Source organism: Paraburkholderia phenoliruptrix, assembly GCF_047325075.1.
Classification (GTDB): domain Bacteria; phylum Pseudomonadota; class Gammaproteobacteria; order Burkholderiales; family Burkholderiaceae; genus Paraburkholderia; species Paraburkholderia phenoliruptrix.
Window position 1 is genome coordinate 2,486,123 of record NZ_CP168530.1, and the last position, 17,080, is coordinate 2,503,202.

At 65.5% G+C, this 17,080-nt stretch carries 13 protein-coding genes and 1 pseudogene; 6 read left to right on the forward strand and 8 right to left on the reverse strand.

The window, feature by feature from the left end; all coding sequences use genetic code 11:
* Positions 1-6: 6 nt before the first annotated feature.
* Positions 7-773 (reverse strand): annotated as a pseudogene (locus ACEN8U_RS11025) (DUF2252 family protein).
* Positions 774-1,096: 323 nt separating this feature from the next.
* Here ACEN8U_RS11025 and ACEN8U_RS11030 point away from each other — a divergent pair.
* Together ACEN8U_RS11030 and ACEN8U_RS11035 are read left to right on the forward strand one after the other, a co-directional pair.
* Entirely contained in the window at positions 1,097-3,775 is a 2,679-nt protein-coding gene (locus ACEN8U_RS11030) for a response regulator (RefSeq protein ID WP_310109199.1), read from the forward strand.
* Between the two features lie 193 nt (positions 3,776-3,968).
* Positions 3,969-4,241 carry a hypothetical protein gene (locus ACEN8U_RS11035; protein WP_310109202.1) on the forward strand — a complete coding sequence of 91 codons (273 nt, stop codon included), beginning with the start codon at positions 3,969-3,971 and terminating at the stop codon, positions 4,239-4,241.
* 83 nt (positions 4,242-4,324) lie between these two features.
* Here ACEN8U_RS11035 and ACEN8U_RS11040 read toward each other — a convergent pair whose 3' ends face one another.
* The 6 genes from ACEN8U_RS11040 to ACEN8U_RS11065 form a co-directional block, all read right to left on the reverse strand.
* On the reverse strand, positions 4,325-5,689 hold the full coding sequence (locus tag ACEN8U_RS11040; protein WP_310109205.1) for an ATP-binding protein: 1,365 nt from the start codon (positions 5,687-5,689) through the stop codon (positions 4,325-4,327).
* A complete protein-coding gene (locus ACEN8U_RS11045) occupies positions 5,686-6,399 on the reverse strand; it encodes a response regulator (RefSeq protein WP_013591783.1) in 714 nt (237 codons plus the stop codon). The genes ACEN8U_RS11040 and ACEN8U_RS11045 overlap by 4 nt, the downstream gene beginning before the upstream one ends.
* A 17-nt stretch (positions 6,400-6,416) precedes the next feature.
* On the reverse strand, positions 6,417-9,557 hold the full coding sequence (locus ACEN8U_RS11050; protein ID WP_310109208.1) for an efflux RND transporter permease subunit: 3,141 nt from the start codon (positions 9,555-9,557) through the stop codon (positions 6,417-6,419).
* On the reverse strand, positions 9,554-10,675 hold the full coding sequence (locus ACEN8U_RS11055) for an efflux RND transporter periplasmic adaptor subunit (protein ID WP_310109211.1): 1,122 nt from the start codon (positions 10,673-10,675) through the stop codon (positions 9,554-9,556). The genes ACEN8U_RS11050 and ACEN8U_RS11055 overlap by 4 nt, the downstream gene beginning before the upstream one ends.
* Positions 10,676-10,693: 18 nt before the next feature.
* Positions 10,694-12,265: an efflux transporter outer membrane subunit gene (locus ACEN8U_RS11060; protein WP_310109214.1), complete on the reverse strand. Its 1,572-nt coding sequence runs from the start codon at positions 12,263-12,265 to the stop codon at positions 10,694-10,696.
* A 97-nt stretch (positions 12,266-12,362) separates the two neighbouring features.
* The gene (locus ACEN8U_RS11065) at positions 12,363-12,653 is read right to left on the reverse strand and encodes a hypothetical protein (protein WP_014973058.1); all 291 of its coding nucleotides are present in this window, start codon (positions 12,651-12,653) and stop codon (positions 12,363-12,365) included.
* A 366-nt stretch (positions 12,654-13,019) separates the two neighbouring features.
* Here ACEN8U_RS11065 and ACEN8U_RS11070 point away from each other — a divergent pair, with 366 nt between their 5' ends.
* Together ACEN8U_RS11070 and ACEN8U_RS11075 are read left to right on the forward strand one after the other, a co-directional pair.
* A complete protein-coding gene (locus tag ACEN8U_RS11070; RefSeq protein ID WP_013591778.1) occupies positions 13,020-13,265 on the forward strand; it encodes a hypothetical protein in 246 nt (81 codons plus the stop codon).
* Positions 13,262-14,170: a formate/nitrite transporter family protein gene (locus tag ACEN8U_RS11075; RefSeq protein ID WP_310109217.1), complete on the forward strand. Its 909-nt coding sequence runs from the start codon at positions 13,262-13,264 to the stop codon at positions 14,168-14,170. The genes ACEN8U_RS11070 and ACEN8U_RS11075 overlap by 4 nt, the downstream gene beginning before the upstream one ends.
* Positions 14,171-14,233: 63 nt before the next feature.
* Here the strand turns inward: ACEN8U_RS11075 and ACEN8U_RS11080 are convergent, their stop codons facing one another.
* Positions 14,234-15,484, reverse strand: coding sequence for an arsenic transporter (locus ACEN8U_RS11080; protein WP_310109220.1), 1,251 nt, complete (start codon positions 15,482-15,484; stop codon positions 14,234-14,236).
* 298 nt (positions 15,485-15,782) lie between these two features.
* On the opposite strand from ACEN8U_RS11080, the gene ACEN8U_RS11085 reads away from it, so the two are divergent.
* Together ACEN8U_RS11085 and ACEN8U_RS11090 are read left to right on the forward strand one after the other, a co-directional pair.
* A complete protein-coding gene (locus tag ACEN8U_RS11085; protein WP_310109223.1) occupies positions 15,783-16,346 on the forward strand; it encodes a YceI family protein in 564 nt (187 codons plus the stop codon).
* A 61-nt stretch (positions 16,347-16,407) separates the two neighbouring features.
* Entirely contained in the window at positions 16,408-16,986 is a 579-nt protein-coding gene (locus ACEN8U_RS11090) for a YceI family protein (protein ID WP_310109228.1), read from the forward strand.
* Positions 16,987-17,080 lie beyond the last annotated feature (94 nt).

Genomic DNA, 17,080 nt, shown 5'->3' on the forward strand with positions numbered 1-17,080 from the left:
GGCGCGTCAATCCTCCCCCGCGCCGGTCGCATACTTGCGGCAATGCTCGAGGTAGCCGGCCGCGTGGCTGCTCACCAGTTGCACGATGCTTTTCCACAGCCAGCCCGGGGCGTCGAGTGTCTTCGAGCGGTTCTTGCGCAGCTCGCCAAGCCATGCCTTGCGTTCGGCGAGGTCCATCTGCCGCGCGTGCGCCTTGCCGACCACCAGCGCAAGAAAGCGCGCCGCCTTCGTCGCTTCGTCGCGCGTCAGTTGCTCGATGGTCAGCTTCATGTCCTGCGGCAGCAGCTCGCGCAATACGACCGGCCGGTCCGCGAGACGCGCCGAGCGCATCCGCTCGCCGAGCGACGGCGACAGATGCCATGCGCCTTCCACCACACGCTCGGCGTTATCGCGCGGCATTCTCACCCCCGAATAGCGAGGCGCCGCTGCCTGCGCGGCTTCCTTGATGTCGATGAGGCACGGGTCGCCGCCGTCCGCCGCCGCGCCGTCGCGCGCCCATACGAATCGGCGACCGGCCCCAGATTGCCGGTGTGGCAATCGCCGCAAATCCACACCGCCGGGCCTTCGGGTAGCGCGTGCCCCTCGATTCCGTCGAGCCATTCGTAGAACCTGCTCGTGCTGCCGCGCACGTACGCATGCGCGGAGCGCGCCATTCGCGCGTTGCGGCGCGCGGTGAGGAGCCGCTGACGCCCGTCGGCTCGAGGAACGTTCTTTGGACGCCGGCTGGCGGGTTGCTTCGACTGCTTGCTGGTTGCGACGGGCTTTTTCGACATCGTACGGTCCGCTCTTATCGATAGGCGAAGCCGGCGCGACACGCGTCGTCGCCGGCGCCCGTCGCGTGCATCGTCACACGCACGGGCCATGCATGAACAATCAGCAGAAATCGAGCCTATCGCGCGAAGCATTCTGTAAGGACGCGGGCACGCGCTTATTGCCGCTTTTTGAAGCGCGTGCGCGAACGGCGCAGGTAAAAGTTGCGCGCACTCCGGTGCGCACGCAACGAATGCGCGTACGCCGCGTATCGGCCCTTTACGTGGAGAATGCTAAACGGCAGACTGGAGACCCACTCGTCAACGCGATTTACGTGGAGCGCTGCATGCCATTCCCGGCACAAGATCATGGCTGTCCAGGCTGGAGCGGCGAAATGGCGCGCCGCATCAGCGAGTTCGACTGGTCGGCCACCGGCATCGGCGCGATTGCGGACTGGCCGCGCAGCCTGACCGCGACGGTGCAGCTGCTGCTCGCTTCGCCTGTGCCGCTCGTGCTGCTGTGGGGCAAATCCGGCTACATGATCTATAACGACGCGTACGCCGTTTTCGCGGGCGGACGCCATCCCTATCTGCTGGGATGTCCTGTCGAAGCAGGCTGGCCCGAGGTCGCCGACTTCAACCGTCATGTAATGCAAACGTGCCTCGCCGGCGGCACGCTCTCGTATCGCGACAAGGAACTCGTGCTGCTGCGCGAGGGCAAGCCCGAGGACGTGTGGATGGATCTCTACTACAGCCCGGTCGCCGACGACAGCGGCGCACCCGCGGGCGTGCTCGCCGTCGTGGTCGAAACCACGGGGCGGGTGCTCACCGAGCGCTGGCGGCAACGCGCCGAAGCCGAGCTGCACGAGACCAACGAACGTCTGCAACTCGCGCTCAATACGGGCGCGGTGCTCGGCACCTGCGTCGTCGACATGCAGACCGGCAAGATTACCGGCGACGAGCGCTTTGCCCGCACCTTTTCTTTTAGCGTGGAAGAAGCCGCCCAGGGCGTCGATCACAGCGCCGCGACCACAATGATCCATCCGGACGACCAGTCGCTGCTCGAACGTCTGAGGACAGACGCACTGCGCGAAGGCGTGCCGTTTCGCGCCGAGTACCGGATCCGGCGGCCCGACGGCGAATATGCGTGGGTGCAGGCAAACGGCCGGTGCGAGTTCGACGAACACGGGCAGCCCATGCGCTTTCCGGCGGTGCTGATCGACATCCACGAGCGCAAGATCGCCGAACAGTCGCTGCGTCAGTTGACGGAAACGCTCGAACAGCGCGTCGCCGATGCGGTCGCTGCGCGCGCGCTCGCTGAAGAACAGTTGCGTCAGTCGCAGAAAATGGAAGCGATCGGCAGCCTCACAGGCGGCGTCGCACACGACTTCAACAACGTGCTGCAAGTCATCAACGGCAATCTGCAGATGATGGCCGCCGACGCCGGCGACAATCCCGCCACGTTGCGCCGTTTGTCCGCGGCGACGGACGCCGTCAAGCGCGGCGCGAAGCTGGCCGCCCATCTGCTCGCGTTCGCGCGGCGCCAGCCGCTCTCGCCCACCGTGCTCAATCCGCGCCGCCTGCTCGCCGGCATGAGCGAGATGCTGCATCGCGCGCTCGGCGAAACCGTGCGGATCGAAACCGTGCTGAGCGAGCATCTGTGGCACGTGCAGGTCGACCGCAACCAGCTGGAAAACGCGCTGCTCAACCTCGCCATCAACGCGCGCGACGCGATGAAGGCCGACGGCACGCTCACCGTGTGCGCCGCGAACCGCGTGCTGGACGCAGCGTTTTGCAGCGACAAACCGGAGCTGTCGCCGGGTGAATACGTGGTCTTTTCCGTCACCGATACGGGCGCCGGCATGGCGCCCGACGTGCTCGAACACGCGTTCGAGCCGTTTTTCACGACCAAGCCGCATGGTCACGGCACGGGTCTCGGCCTCAGCATGGTGTTCGGCTTCGTGAGGCAAAGCGGCGGGCATACGCTGATCGAAAGCGAAGTGGGACGCGGCACCACCGTGTCGCTCTTCTTCCCGCGCTGCTGCGAGCCCGAAACCGCGGAAACCGCCGACGAAACCAGCGCGCCGGCAGGCGGCGGCGAAACCATCCTCGTGGTCGAGGACGACGCGGACGTGCGCCTGACCGTCGTGGAAATGCTGGCGCAGCTCGGCTACAAGGTGCTGACCGCTTCGAGCGGCGACGCGGCGCTCGACTTCATCAACAGCGACGTGCCGATCGACCTGTTGTTCACCGACGTGGTGATGCCCGGCAAGATCAAGAGCGTCGAATTGGCGCGCCGCGCCGCGGCGCGCGTGCCCGCGGTGCCGACGCTGTTCACCTCGGGCTACACGCGCGACGAGATCGTCCATCACGGCAAGCTCGACGCCGGTATCACGCTGCTGTCGAAGCCCTACCGCCGCGACGACCTCGCCCGCAAGGTGCGCAGCGTGCTGCGTGCGGCGCATGTGCCAGCGGCCTGTGCGGCGTCCGTCGGCAAGATGACCGACCGGGAAATCGCCGCGTGCGTGCCGAGCGGCGCTTATGACCCGGCGGGCGCGGACACGCAGGGCAGTCCCACTGCGCCAGGCGGCGCCGCACGCAAGCGCGAACCCGCGCCCGAGCCTGACGCCGCGCCCAACGCAGCGCCGGCGCGCACGCCGCCTCATGTGCTGCTCGTCGAGGACGACGCCGATTCCCGCGAGGCGCTGAGCCTGCTGCTCGGCGCGCTGGGGCTCGACTGCACGCCGGTCGGGAGCGCCGAAGAAGCGCTGCCGCTCGTGCCGGCGCAGCGCTACGACATTCTCTGCACCGACATCACCTTGCCCGGCATGTCGGGCGACAACCTCGCGCGCGCGGTGCGGCACGAGCAGCCGGACGTGCACGTGCTGCTGGTGTCGGGCTACGGCGCGCACGCGCCGATCGGCGAGCCCATTCCCGGCGCGCGGATACTCGGCAAACCGTTCGACCTCGCGCAATTGCGGCGCGAGCTCGCGGAATGGGTCGATCCGATAGCCGCGTCGTGGTAACGCTGCGCAGCGTTGCCGCGTATGCGCTTTTGGCCCCATGGCGCGCAATGCGGCATATATTGGTTGATATCGGTGCAACCGCACGCGGCGAACTGCGCGGCCCGTCCGCGCCCGGGTATGATGCCGGGCGCGCCCTGTTTTGCCGCCGAATGCGCGCGTGAGCCCGCGCCGCGTTTCTGTCACGAGAGCCATCATGCCTGCCCAACACGACCCCGCCCCCGCCGCCAGCCCTAGCCCCGCCAAGGCCGGGCGCAAAGAGCTCTCCATCACGGCGCGCAATCTTCTGATGGTAGCCGTCGGCGTCATCGTTTTCGCGATCGTCGCGGGCGTCGTGCTGTATGAGCCGATCGCTTACGGCGACCCGGTTCCTAACTTCGGCATCATTCTGATGCTTACCGTACCGGTAATTGCCGGCGTGGCGTTCCGTGTGGGACTGGATGCGTGGCTGGATCGCGAGTCGACCTGAACGCGTTGCTGCAGCGGGCCAGGGACGTGCCAGGAGCGCGGCCATCAGCGCGCCAACCGCGCCGCCTCTGCGGCAAGCCTGCGTTAGCCGGCTCGGGCCGGCAAGACCACCCACACCTCCAACCCGCCGCCCTCGCGCGCGTGGAATTCCACCCTGCCGCCGTGCAGCCGCGCAATTCGCTCGACAATGGCGAGTCCCAAGCCCGTGCCGCCGCTATGCGCCCGTGCATTGCGGCCGCGCTGGAACGGCGCCTTGAGCTGCTCCAGCTCCTCCGCCGATAAGCCCTTGCCCCGGTCGCCGACGGCTACATACACCGCGTCGTGGGTCGCCCAGCTGCGCACCGCGAGTCCGCTGCCGCCGTACACGATCGCGTTCTGCATCAGGTTCATCAGGAGCCGCATCATGCTCACGGGCCGGTAGTCGACGAGCGGCAGGCGCGCGAGCGACAGCTCGAACTCATGCCCCAGTCCGGCAAAGTCGCCGGCCAGCCGTTCGACCAACGCATTCAGATCGCCAGGCTCGGCGGGCTCTCGCTCGCCGCTGCCCGCGTAATCCATGAACTGCTGCAAGATGGTTTCGATCTGATCGAGATACGACTCGGCCGCCACCACGAAGCTGCTGTCGCTACCGTCGGGCATCGCCATGGCCATCGAAAGACGCAGTTTGGTGAGCGGCGTGCGGATATCGTGCGAGATGCCCGCGAGCATCAGCGCGCGCGTCGCCTCGGCTTGTTTCAGCGCCTCTGTCATCTGGTTGAAGGCGCTGCTTACCGCGGCGATTTCGACTGGACCGTCGGTGGGCAGCGGCGGCGGCGTGTCGCCGGCACTCAGGCGCCGCGCCGCGTGAGTCAATTCCTGAAGCGGCCGGTTCAGGTGAAGCTGGATCGCATAGCCGGTCAGGGCCGCGAGCGCGGCGAGACCGAGCGAAAGCAGAATCGCCGCGTCGAGCCCATTGCCCTGCGCGTCTTCGGGAATCGGCAGCGCGATCCAGTAGGGCGCGCGAGGCGCCGCGGCGCCCGACGCAGCGGCCGGCGCATGCAGGCGAATCCACAGCCGCTGGCCGCCTTCGGTCTGCCAGCGCGCCTCCATGTCGGCGGGAAGATGCTTTCGCAAACTATCGAGGAACACCCTGCGCTGATAGTTGCGATACGCCCGCAGCACACTTGGCGGCGGCTCGGCTTGCGCGCTGTCAGGAAGCCGCGTCCGCGCGTCGAGCCGTGCGGTCAGCGCGTCGCGCGCGCCGGCCGGCGTGCTTTGCAGCAGACTGTCGAGCGTCGTCACATAAGTGGCGAACACAGCGGCCGCACGCTCGACGCGCGGCCGCTGCACGTAATGCAGCAGCACGCCGAGCGAGCACACCTGGCTCAACACGACGAGCGCGATCAGCAAGGCGATGTTGCGCGCGAGCAGCGTGCGCGGCAATACGCTTCGCAGCAGCGGGCGCGTCATGAGTCGACGTCCGCGACCAGCATGTAACCGACGCCCCACACCGTCTTGATGAAGCGCGGCTTGGACGGATCGTTCTCGACGATCTGCCGCAGGCGCAGCACCTGCACGTCGATGCTGCGATCGAGCGCGTCGTGGTCGCGGCCTCGCGCGCGGGCGAGCAGGTTGTCGCGGCTCACCGGCCGGTTCGGCGACGACGCCAGCGCGACGAGCAGCAGCATCTGCGCGGAATGAATGTCGAGCACGGCGCCGCCGCGCGTGAGTTGCTGCTTGACCACATCGAGCGTGAAGTCGCCGAAGCGCACGCATTGCGAGGTGACGGTGACATCGCCGGAAGCGATCTTCTGGCGACGCAACAGCGCATTGATGCGCGCAACCAGTTCGCGCGGCAGAAACGGCTTCGCGAGATAGTCGTCCGCGCCGGTTTCGAGTCCCAGCACCTTGTCGAGCGGATCGCCTTTCGCCGTCAGCATGAGGATCGGCAAGGTCTGGCCTTGCGCGCGCAGCCGCGCGCAGATCGCGAGTCCGTCTTCCTCGCCGATCATCAGATCGAGCACCAGCAGGTCGAACGGCTCGCGCTCGAGATAGCGGTCGAGCCGCTTGCCGTCTTCTGCGACTCGCACGTCGAAGCCCTGACCGCGCAAGAAACGCTGCAGCATGTTGCGCAGCTCGATTTCGTCGTCGAGCACGATGATCTTCGCGGGGCGATCCATGCGAAAACTCCCTGGTTTCAGGCTTCCTTTTGTTCCCCGTGTGCCTTGCGCGCGGCGTGCCGTTCGGCCATGCGCTGCAGCAGCACATAGAACGACGGAATGAACAGCACGGCGATGCAGGTCGAGGCGAGCATGCCGGAGAACACCGCAATGCCGAGCGAGCGGCGCGCGCTCGCACTGGCACCGGTTGCGATCACGAGCGGCACCACGCCGAGTATGAACGCAAACGACGTCATCATGATGGGCCGGAAACGGAGGCGCGCCGCTTCAATGGCGGCCTCCGTCATGCCGACGCCTTGCAGACGCAAATGCCGCGCGAACTCGACGATCAGAATCGCGTTCTTCGCGGACAACGCGATCAGCAGCACGAGGCCGATCTGCGTATACAGATTGTTCGCTATGCCTAGTAAAGCAAGCGTGCCCGCCGTGCCGAGCAGTGCGAGCGGGACTGCGAGCACCACGGCGGCGGGCAGCAGCCAGCTTTCGTATTGCGCGGCGAGCACGCAGAACACCAGCAGCACGCCCACCGCGAACACCCAGTAAGCGGAATTGCCGACGAGCTTCTCCTGATACGACATCGCGGTCCATTCATAGCCGACGCCGGCCGGCAGAATGCGCGCGGCCTCTTGCTCGAAGGCGCGGATGGCGTCGCCCGTGCTGTAGCCGCTCGCAGGATTGCCGTTGACGGCCGCCGCCGGCGCGAGGTTGTAAAGCGCGGCGACTGCCGGACCGACATTCGTGTGCGCATCGATAAACGTGCCGAGCTCGACCATGTGGCCGCTGTTGCTGCGAATCTGCAAGCGGCGAATGTCGTCGGTGTCGCGGCGAAAGCCGCCGTCGGCCTGCACGAAAACCGGGAACGTGTGATTGAACGTCGTGAACTGATTTACATAGCTCGACCCGACGTAGTCCTGCAGCAGGTCGAAGACATTGCCGACCGGCACTTGCAGCGACTCGGCCTTCGCACGGTCGAGCGTGAGTTCGACGGTCGGCACCGCCGCGCGGAACGGACTGAAAACGCGCTGCAATTCAGGACGTTTCGACACGCCCGCAATGAGCGCGTCCGTGGCGCTTTGCAGGCGCTGATAGTTCTGCGAGCCGTCGGTCAGCATGACCTGCATCTGCACGCCGCCGCTGTTGCCGAGCCCCTGAATGGGCGGCGGCACGATCACGACCGAGCGCACGTCGGGCAGCTTCGCCAGTTCGCTGTTCATGCGCTGATAGAGCGAGCGCAGGTCCTTGCCCTTGCCACGCTCGCTCCAGTCGTCGAGCGTCACGTAGATGAGCGCGGCATTGGCCAACGACGCATTGTTATCGAGCGGCGAAATCCCGCCGATCGACACCACATGACTCACGCCGGGAATCGCGCCGATGCGCTTTTCGATCTCCGTACTCGCCTCGCGCGTTCTGCCGAGCGAGGCCGCATCGGCGATTTGCGCGGCGATCAGCATATAGCCCTGATCTTCCAGCGGAATGAAGCTGGTCGGCACGCGCGTCAGCAGATAGGCGGACGCCCCGCCGAGCAGCAGCGCGATCACGAGCGCGAGCTTGCAGCGCGCAACGAACCACGACACCACGCCCACGTAACCTTTTTCGACGCGCGCATACGCGCGATCGAACACGCGATACACCACGTTCGGCGTGCCGGGCCGCTGATGCCGCAACCAGCGCACGCTCTGCACGGGCTTGAGCGTCACCGCATTGATCGCGCTGATAACGGTGGTCGCGACCACGACAAGCGCGAATTGCCGGTACATCTGACCCGTCACGCCGCCCAGAAATGCCGAGGGCAGAAACACCGACACCAGCACCAACGTGATGCCGACAATCGGGCCGAGCAGTTCGTGCATCGCGTCGATAGCGGCCTGCTTCGGCGTCTTGCCCTGCTCGATATGTTGCGTGATGCCTTCCACCACGACGATCGCATCGTCCACGACAATGCCGATGGCGAGCACGATCGCAAAGAGTGTCAGCAGGTTGATCGAGAAGCCCATCATGTAGATCGCGCCGAACGTGCCGATGATGGTGACGGGTATGGTGGTGGCCGGCACGAGCATGGCGCGCCAGTTCTGCAGGAACAGCAGAATCACGGCGAGCACGAGCAATGCGGCTTCGAAGAGCGTCTTGTACACGTCGATCACGGATTGCCGCACGAAGATCGTGGTGTCGAACGGCAGTTGGTAGCTGACGCCCTTCGGCATGTCTTTCGCGAGGCGCGCCATGGTCGCCTTTACCGCATCGCCGACTTCCAGCGCATTTGCTTCGGGCAACTGATAAATGGCGATGCCGGCGGCCGGCTTGCCGTCCAGGTTAAAGAACTGCCCGTAGCTCGACGAGCCGAGCTCCGTATGCCCGACATCGCGAATGCGCACGAAGTGGCCGCCGTCATTAGAATCGGCCTTGACGATGATGTCGTCGAATTCGCGCGCGGTGGACAGTGCGCCGCGCATCGTCACCGTGAGCTGGAATGCCTGACCGCCCGCGTTCGGTTCGGAACCAAGCTGGCCCGCGCTCACGTCCTTGCTTTGGCTTTGAATGGCCTGCATCACGTCGGCGGCGGTAAGGTTGCGCTCACTGAGCTTCTGCGGATCGAGCCAGACGCGCATGCTGTACTGCCCGGTGCCGAATACCGTCACGTCGCCCACGCCCGGCAGGCGCGCGAGCGTGTCGCGCAGATAAATCACCGCGTAGTTGCTGAGAAACAGCGAATCGTATTTCGGATCCGGCGATTGCAGCGTGTACAGCTGCAGAATCGCCGTCGAGCGCTTTCTCACGGTTACGCCTTGCTGCTGCACCGCTTGCGGCAATTGCGCGGTCGCGGCGGATACGCGGTTCTGCACGAGCACCTGCGCCTTGTCGACGTCGGTGCCCACCGCGAACGTGACGGTGAGCGTATAGGTGCCGTCGTTGGTGCTGGTCGACTGCATGTACAGCGCGTTTTCCACGCCGTTGACCTGTGTCTCGATCGGCAACGCCACGCGGTCGATCACGGTCGCTGCGCTCGCGCCCGGAAAGTGCGCGACGACCTGCACGGTGGGCGGCGTGATCGGCGGATATTGCGCGACCGGCAGATTGATCAGCGCGACGGCGCCGAGCAGCATCACGATCAACGCAATGACATTGGCAAATACCGGACGCTCGACAAAGAAGCGGATCATGAGCGGCCCTGCACGGCGGCGTCGACTGTCTGCACTTTCATGCCGGGCGTCACCGAAAGGCCGCCGCCCGTCACCACGCGGTCCGCTTGAGCGAGCCCGGCCGTGATGGCGCGCAATGACCCATGCAGGCCTCCCGTCGCAACGCTGCGCTTCTCGATCACGTTGCCGGCGTTCACGATCAGCACGGACGCGCCGGCCTGCTCGCGCAGCAACGCGGTGTCGGGCACCAGCAGCACGTTTTGCGGCGCGCCCGCGGGAATATGCACCTCGACGGACATGCCGGGAATCAGATGCGCGTCGCGATTGGCCACATCGGCACGCAGTTTGATCGCGCCGCTGGCGGGGTCGACTCGCGTATCGACGAATTCGAGCGCGGCGTCTTCGCCTTGCTGCGGGGTCGTGCCCGGCACGTTCACGCGCACGGTGTGCGGTGCCTGCGTAAAGAGGCCGATGCGGTTCGCGTCGCGCTCGTTCAGCGTGAAGTTCACGTACACGGGCTGAATGCGGTCGAGCGTGGCGAGCTTCGTCGAGTCCGATCCGCCCACCACATTGCCGACGTCGAAAGCGCGTGCGCCGATGCGGCCCGCGAACGGCGCGCGTATTTCCGTGTAGCCCAGATTGATGCGCGACATGTCGCGTTTTGCGAGCGCCTGGTCGCGCGTGGTCTGCGCTTTTTGCAGCGACGATTCCGACGTCGCGTTATCCGACGTCAGCTGCTTCTGGCGCGTGAGTTCCTGCTCGGCGTTATCGAGTGCGGCCTGGTCGTAGACGAGCTGCGCGCGATACGTGTCCGGCTCGATGCGAAACAGCACCTGTCCCTGCTTCACGTGGGCGCCGTCCGCGAAACCAATGTCTTTCAGCACGCCCTGCACGCGCGCGACCAGCGTCACCGTGGCCGACGGCGCGACGCTGCCCATCAGATCCAGTTGCTCGCGCACCTCGCGCGGCTCGGGACGCACCACGCTGACTTGCGGCAACGGTGCATTTTCCGCGGCGGGCGCATTGCTCTCGTGACATGCGTTCAAGGCCGCGAGCCATGCAACGCAGCAGAGCGCGCGCAACGCTTCGTGCAGCGCGGCATGCGCCGTTCGCCCGCCGGTTCCTTTTAGTGTGGCCATGTTCTTATTCCCGCACTGTCATTTGCCGTCCGGCGGCGCGCTCGTGCCCGCGCGCGCCAACGCCGAGTTGGCCGGCGGATTGAGCAGACGCCCCCAGTCGGTGCGCCGTGCCATCTCGTCGGCGATCTGTTCGCTCACGACCTGCTGCCCCTGTGCCACTTCCCATCCGCCGCCGAGCGCGCGATACAGCGAAACCGCCGCGAGCGCGGCGATTCCCTGGTTTTGCGCGAGCGAGTCGCCGTCGCGCAACGCGGAACGCGAAGCGTCGAGCACCGAGTCGTAGGTGACCGAGCCCGACCGGTATTGCGCGTTGGCGAGCCGCAACGCGCGCTGAGACGCGTCGGAGGCGCGCGCCGACGCCGCGAGCGCATCGAGCGACGTGCGCAGCGCGGCAATCGCGTCCTCGACTTCTTTTTGCGCTTGCAGCACGGTGTTCTGATAATCGAGCACCGCTTCCTGAAACGCCGCGTCCTGAATGCGCACCGCATTCTGCAGTTGTGCTCTGTCGAAAATCGGCAGTGAAACGCCCGCCGAAAAGAACCCGATCGTCTTGCTGCCCCATTGCGACAGTCCGATGCCGTGCTGTTCCCCGGACGACAGCCCAAAAAGTCCCGTCAACGAAAAGGACGGATAGAGCTTGGCCTTGGCCGCGCCGATCAGCGCCGACTGCGCCGCAGCATTGAGCGCGGCCTGGCGCACGTCGGGCCGGCGCCGCAGTAGATCGGCGGGAATGCCGACGTCGATCTGCGTCGGCGCAACCGGGACCGCGCTGCTGCCCTTCAGTTGCGCGTCCACGGCGTCCGGCGGATCGGCAAGCAGGACCGCGAGCGTGTCGCGGTCCTGCGCGCGCGCCTTGATGAGCGGCGGAATCTGCGCCTCTGTTTCGGCAACCAGCGTGGCGGCCTGTTCGACGTCGAGCTGGCTCGATGCGCCGCGTGTGTAGCGCGCCTTGGTGAGCGCGAGGCTGTCTTGCACCGATTTGAGGTTCTGCTGCGCCACCACGATCCGCTGCTCGAGCGCGCGCAGATCGATGTACGCGTTGGCGACGTCGGCGAACATGGACACCAGCGCGTTGTCGTAGGCCGCTTCGGACACGCGTAGCTGGGCGCGATCCGATTCGATCTGGCGCCGGTATTTGCCCCAGAAATCGAGTTCCCAGCCGGCATTCGCGTGGAAATGCTCGGCCCATAAATGCGTGGGCGGCAGCGGTCCGACGCCGCTCGTGTTGATGTGGTTCGCGCCGACCGAGACGCTGCCCGTCTGCGGCAGCAGATTCTCTACGCCGCTTGCGAGTTGCGCGCGCGCCTTGAAGATGTGCAGACCCGCGACCTGCAACGACAGATTGCGCTGGTAGGCCCGCTGTTCGAGCGCGCTGAGCACCGGGTCGTTGAACGCTTTCCACCACGCGGCCTCGGCGGCGGGCGCGGCCTGCGCGGCAGGCGGCAAGCTCTCGAACCACTGCTTTTCCAGCGTGGTCTCGGGTTCCTTGAAGTCCGGTCCGACGCTCGCGCAACCGGCCAGCGCCGCGCTCATCGATATGACGATCGATGCGCCTGCACTACGCAAACGGCGGGACGTGGCGGGTTTCATCGCGCGTGTCGGGCGTCAGGGGCTTGGTAAGTGTTGATTGAAAACGAAGTCGGGCGCGGCGCCGGCGTGCTGCAGAGGCGGCCGCATGGCGTGCCGCTTAGCGCGCGGCGGCGCGTTCGCGCATGTAGTTCTCGATCTGCGCCAGCGTGACGTAGCCGGTCTTCTGCGTGTCGATTTCGTCGAAATGGCTCGCGACCATCGGCATGCCGGCGGCGGCCTGCTCTCTCGTGAGCTTGCCGTCATGCGTGGTGTTGGCGTTCGCAAAACGCGATTGCAGCTGCTGAACCATGCGCTCGACACGCTGCGGATTGGCGGCCTGCGGAGCGGCCTGAGCGAACGTAACGGTGGACGCGCAGCACAGCACGAGGGCGGCGAGCAACTTTTTCATGACTGACTCCTTCGATAGAGCCACCGAGCGTCGCCTGCGTGTGCCGCGATCCGTTCAATGACAGGTCGAATTCTTGTTGAACCGCTGCCGCAAGGCAATTGCAGATTTATGTCGTTCGATGTCATGAAATGCCCGCCCGCCGTGCCGCGCGCGAAGCGTCAGATGCGATCCGGCCAGGTTCCGTCCGCAGCCATTGCCCTTGCTGGAGGATAGGACATGGCGGGAGCAACCACGCCTGGTGAATTCCCGTTGTCCTGACGAATCGGGGAACGCCGATTGCTCCCCATGAATCGAGTGCCAGAGCCGGTTTCCGGCACCTGCCTCAGGGTCTCCCTCTGCTTGATGGTTTCTTCCTCTACACGTCACATGAGCTACCAGAACCTGGATAAGGAGATCGCCCATCTCGAACTGGTGTTCGGGCGGATCTCGGTGAACGACCCCATCCCGCTTTCGTACTGGGACAGCCGCCTGCGCATGCTGGCGCGCGCGCAGCTCGTGCCGACGCAACGGGCGCGGCTCGCTCGCCTCGAAGCCACGCTTGCCGCACTGCGGGAGTCCGATGAAGCAGTGTGCGAAACACCCGGCCCGCGCTGGAAGGATGTGCGCTCATGACCGAAGCGACACGCGAGAAGCAACGGCAGCCGTCCGCCGGATCGAAGGAAAACGAAGCGCCCCGCGCCGAGGACGCCGGCGCGGATTCGCCGCATCTGAACGAGGGCGAGCAGGACCAGGCGGCGCACCACACCGCGCCTCACGCGCTGGTGCTGCACGAGATCGTCCGTGAAGAGGGCGAAGCGGCGCTCGAGCGGACCATTGGCGCGTTGATCTGGTCGTCGCTCGCGGCTGGGCTTTCCATGGGGTTTTCGTTCCTCACGCAGGCGGTGCTCGAAGCCGGCATGCCGGATACCGCGTGGCGCCATCACGTGTCGAGCTTCGGCTACTCGATGGGCTTCGTGCTCGTCATCATGGGGCGGCAGCAGCTTTTTACCGAAAGCACGCTGACCGTCGTCCTGCCCGTCCTGACGCGGCGCGATCCCGGCACACTCGCAAAAGCCATGCGGTTATGGGCCATCGTGCTGTTCTTCAACCTGGTGAGCACGTGGGTTTTCGCCGCCATGCTGCGCATTCCGGATGTCTTCGCGCCCGCGGTGGTCGGGGCATTCGGCGACGTGTCGCGCGCGGCCGTCGGCTCCGAGCACATGCTGCCGACCATGGTGAAGGCGGTTTTTGCCGGCTGGCTGATCGCGCTGATGGTGTGGCTGTTGCCGAGCGCCCGCTCGGGGCGCCTGTTAACCGTGCTGCTGATCACCTATGTGGTGGCCGTCAGCCATCTTTCGCACATCATCGCCGGATCGACGGAAGTGGCTTATGCGGTGATGAGCGGCGACGCGAGCCTGGGCGACTACTTTCTACGCTTTCTCGTGCCGACGCTGGTGGGTAATACGGTGGGCGGCATGTCGCTCGTCGCGCTCCTCAATCACGCGGCGATTGCGCCGGAAATCAACGGTCCCCGCTGACGCGCGCCAACATACCGGGCCGCGGCGCATCGTGCGCGCCGCGGCGCCATAACGCGCCCGGCATCAGCCGATCAGAATGCGCGCGCCGAGCGCCAGCACGAGCGCGGGCAACATCACGACGGCGCCCACCTTCAGGAACCGCATGAAGCTCACGTCCTCGCCTTCGCGGCGAATGGCGTTGAGCCAGAGGATGGTCGCAAGCGAACCGGTGATCGACAGGTTCGGTCCGAGGTCGACGCCGATCAGCAGCGCGTCGATCACGCGCTCGGGGCTGTGCGCCTGCATCACAGTGGAACTGGCGATCAGCCCGGCGGGCAGGTTGTTCATCAGATTGCTGCCGATCGCGATCGCCGCGCCGGCCCAGCCTGCCGTGCTCGCTTCATGGTGCGCCGCGCCGGCTTGCGTCAACGCGGCGAGCATGCGGATCACGCCGGTGTGGTCCAGCATTTCAACGAGCACGAAGAGCGCAGCCACGAGCGGCAATACGCTCCACGAAATTTCGCGGATCATCGGCACCGGCGATTTGCGCTCCTGGATCAGCACGACAATGGCAGTGAGCGCGCCGAGGATCGCGGTGGGCAGGCCGAGCGGCACGTCGAACGCCGAAACCGCGAGCAGCACGACGGCCGTCACTGCAATGCCCGCCAGCGCCACGCGGCCGCTGGACGACAGCCGCAGCGGCTCCAGATTCGCCTCGCAGGTGCCGGCCAGCGCCTCGCGCTGCGTCCAGCGCAGCAGCACATAGGTCGCGCCGATCGACAGCAGCGACGGCAATGCGAAGCGCGCGAGCCACGGCCCGAGCGCGGGCGTGTGGTTGCCGTACAGCACGATGTTGGCAGGGTTGGAGATGGGCAGCACGAAGCTGGCCGCATTCGCGATGAACGCGCAGACGAACAGGAGCGGCAACGGATCGGTCCTGGCTTTCTTCGCGGCGGCAAACACGGCAGGCGTGAGGACGACTGCGGTGGCGTCGTTCGAGAGAAACGCGGTGATTACCACGCCGACCAGATAGACGAGCATGAAGAGCTTGCGCGGCGAGCCCTGCGCATGATTGACCGCGAGCACGGCGACCCAGTCGAACAGTCCCTCGCGGCGCCCGACTTCGGAGAGCAGCATCATGCCGAACAGGAACAGATAGACGTCGGTGCCTTTCCCGACGGCCTCGATCGCGAGATCGAGCGGCAACAGTCCGAGCGCGACCAGCAGTACGGCGCCGGCCACGGCCCACACCGCCTCCGGCCATTTGAAAGGACGGGTGATGACGCCGGCGGTCGCACACGCGGCGATACCCCATGAAAGGAAAATCGAAGTCACAACGAACGTCCTGAATGGAGAGTTATACGTGGGCAACGCCCGGTGCGCAGCATAACCCAAGTCGTGAGCGGCGCTTTCTTTCTGCCCGCTTCGATGCAATGCGCAAGCCCGGCCCGCATTGGCGTCACCAGTAGAACGATGTGTTCTCGCGCGTACGGCTATTCGGTTGTTATCGGCATGCCTACCATGCGCAGTCACCGCGTTTCCTGCCGGGCGCGGATTCGCTACGGCCTGTTGGCAATCAAATTCCCCACTGTGTGCAATGAGCGCGCGTGGGTTCGATAGGATGCGTACCACCATGAAAACCACACTCCATCACTCCATTCTCGCGGGCGTCGCCGCCCTTTCGCTGCTCGGGGCGAGTCTCGCGCATGCCGACATCGACACGAGCAAAAGCACCGTGATCGCGACCACGAAACAGATGAACGTGCCCGTCGACGGCAAGTTCAGGAAGTTTTCGGCGCAATTGTCGTTCGACCCGGCCAAGCCGACGGCGGGCAGCGCGAACGTGTCGATCGATACCGGCAGCTACGACCTCGGCGCGGACGATTACAACAAGCAGGCACAAGGCAAGGAATGGTTCGACAGCGCCACCTATCCGGCGGCGACCTTTGTATCCAGCGCAATCGCGCCGGCGGGCGGCAACCAGTACAAGATCACCGGCAAGCTGACCATCAAGGGCAAATCGCAGACCGTCGTCGTGCCGGTCACCATTGCTAGCCAGGGCTCGACTCAGACCTTCGACGGCTCGTTGCCCATCAAGCGCTCGCAGTTCGACGTGGGCACGGGCGAATGGAAAGACACGTCGGTCGTCGCCGATGAAGTCGTCATCAAGTTCCACCTCGTCGCCTCGAAGAAGTGATTGCCGATATCCCGGCAGAACGTCCAAGCGTCATCATCCTTTTTTAAACCTGGAGAACATCTTGAAGAAGCAATTCCTGCTCGCCGCGGGCGCACTGGCCGCCGCATTGTCGTTCAACGCAATGGCTGCCGACACCTATCAACTCGATCCGACGCACACGGCCCCGAGCTTTGAGGCGGACCACTTCGGCGGCGTGTCGATCTGGCGCGGCAAGTTCAAGAAAAGCAGCGGCAGCGTGGTGCTGGACCGCGCGACCAAGACCGGCACCGTCGACGTGACGATCGACATGAGCTCGGTGGATATCGGCAATGACAAGCTGGATTCGGAACTGGTCGGCGAGAAGTTCTTCGACGTGGCCAGGTACCCGACCGCGACCTACAAGGGCACGCAGATTCGCTTTGACGGCGACAAGCCCGTGGAAGTGATCGGCACGCTGACCCTGCATGGCGTGACGAAGCCGGTGAATCTGAAGATCGAGTCGTTCAAGTGCTTCGTGAACCCGATGCTCAAGCGCGAAGTGTGCGGCACGGAATCGACGGCGACGTTCAATCGCGACGATTTCGGCGTCGACTTCGGCAAGACGTACGGCTTCAAGATGCAAACCGTGCTGCACATCCAGGCCGAAGGCATCAAGCAGTAAATGTCATGGCGGCCGCGCTCGCCTGCGCGGCGAGGTGCTCTTCCATGAAGACATGATCGAAGCACGCCGCCCAGGCCGATTCACCGAATGGCCC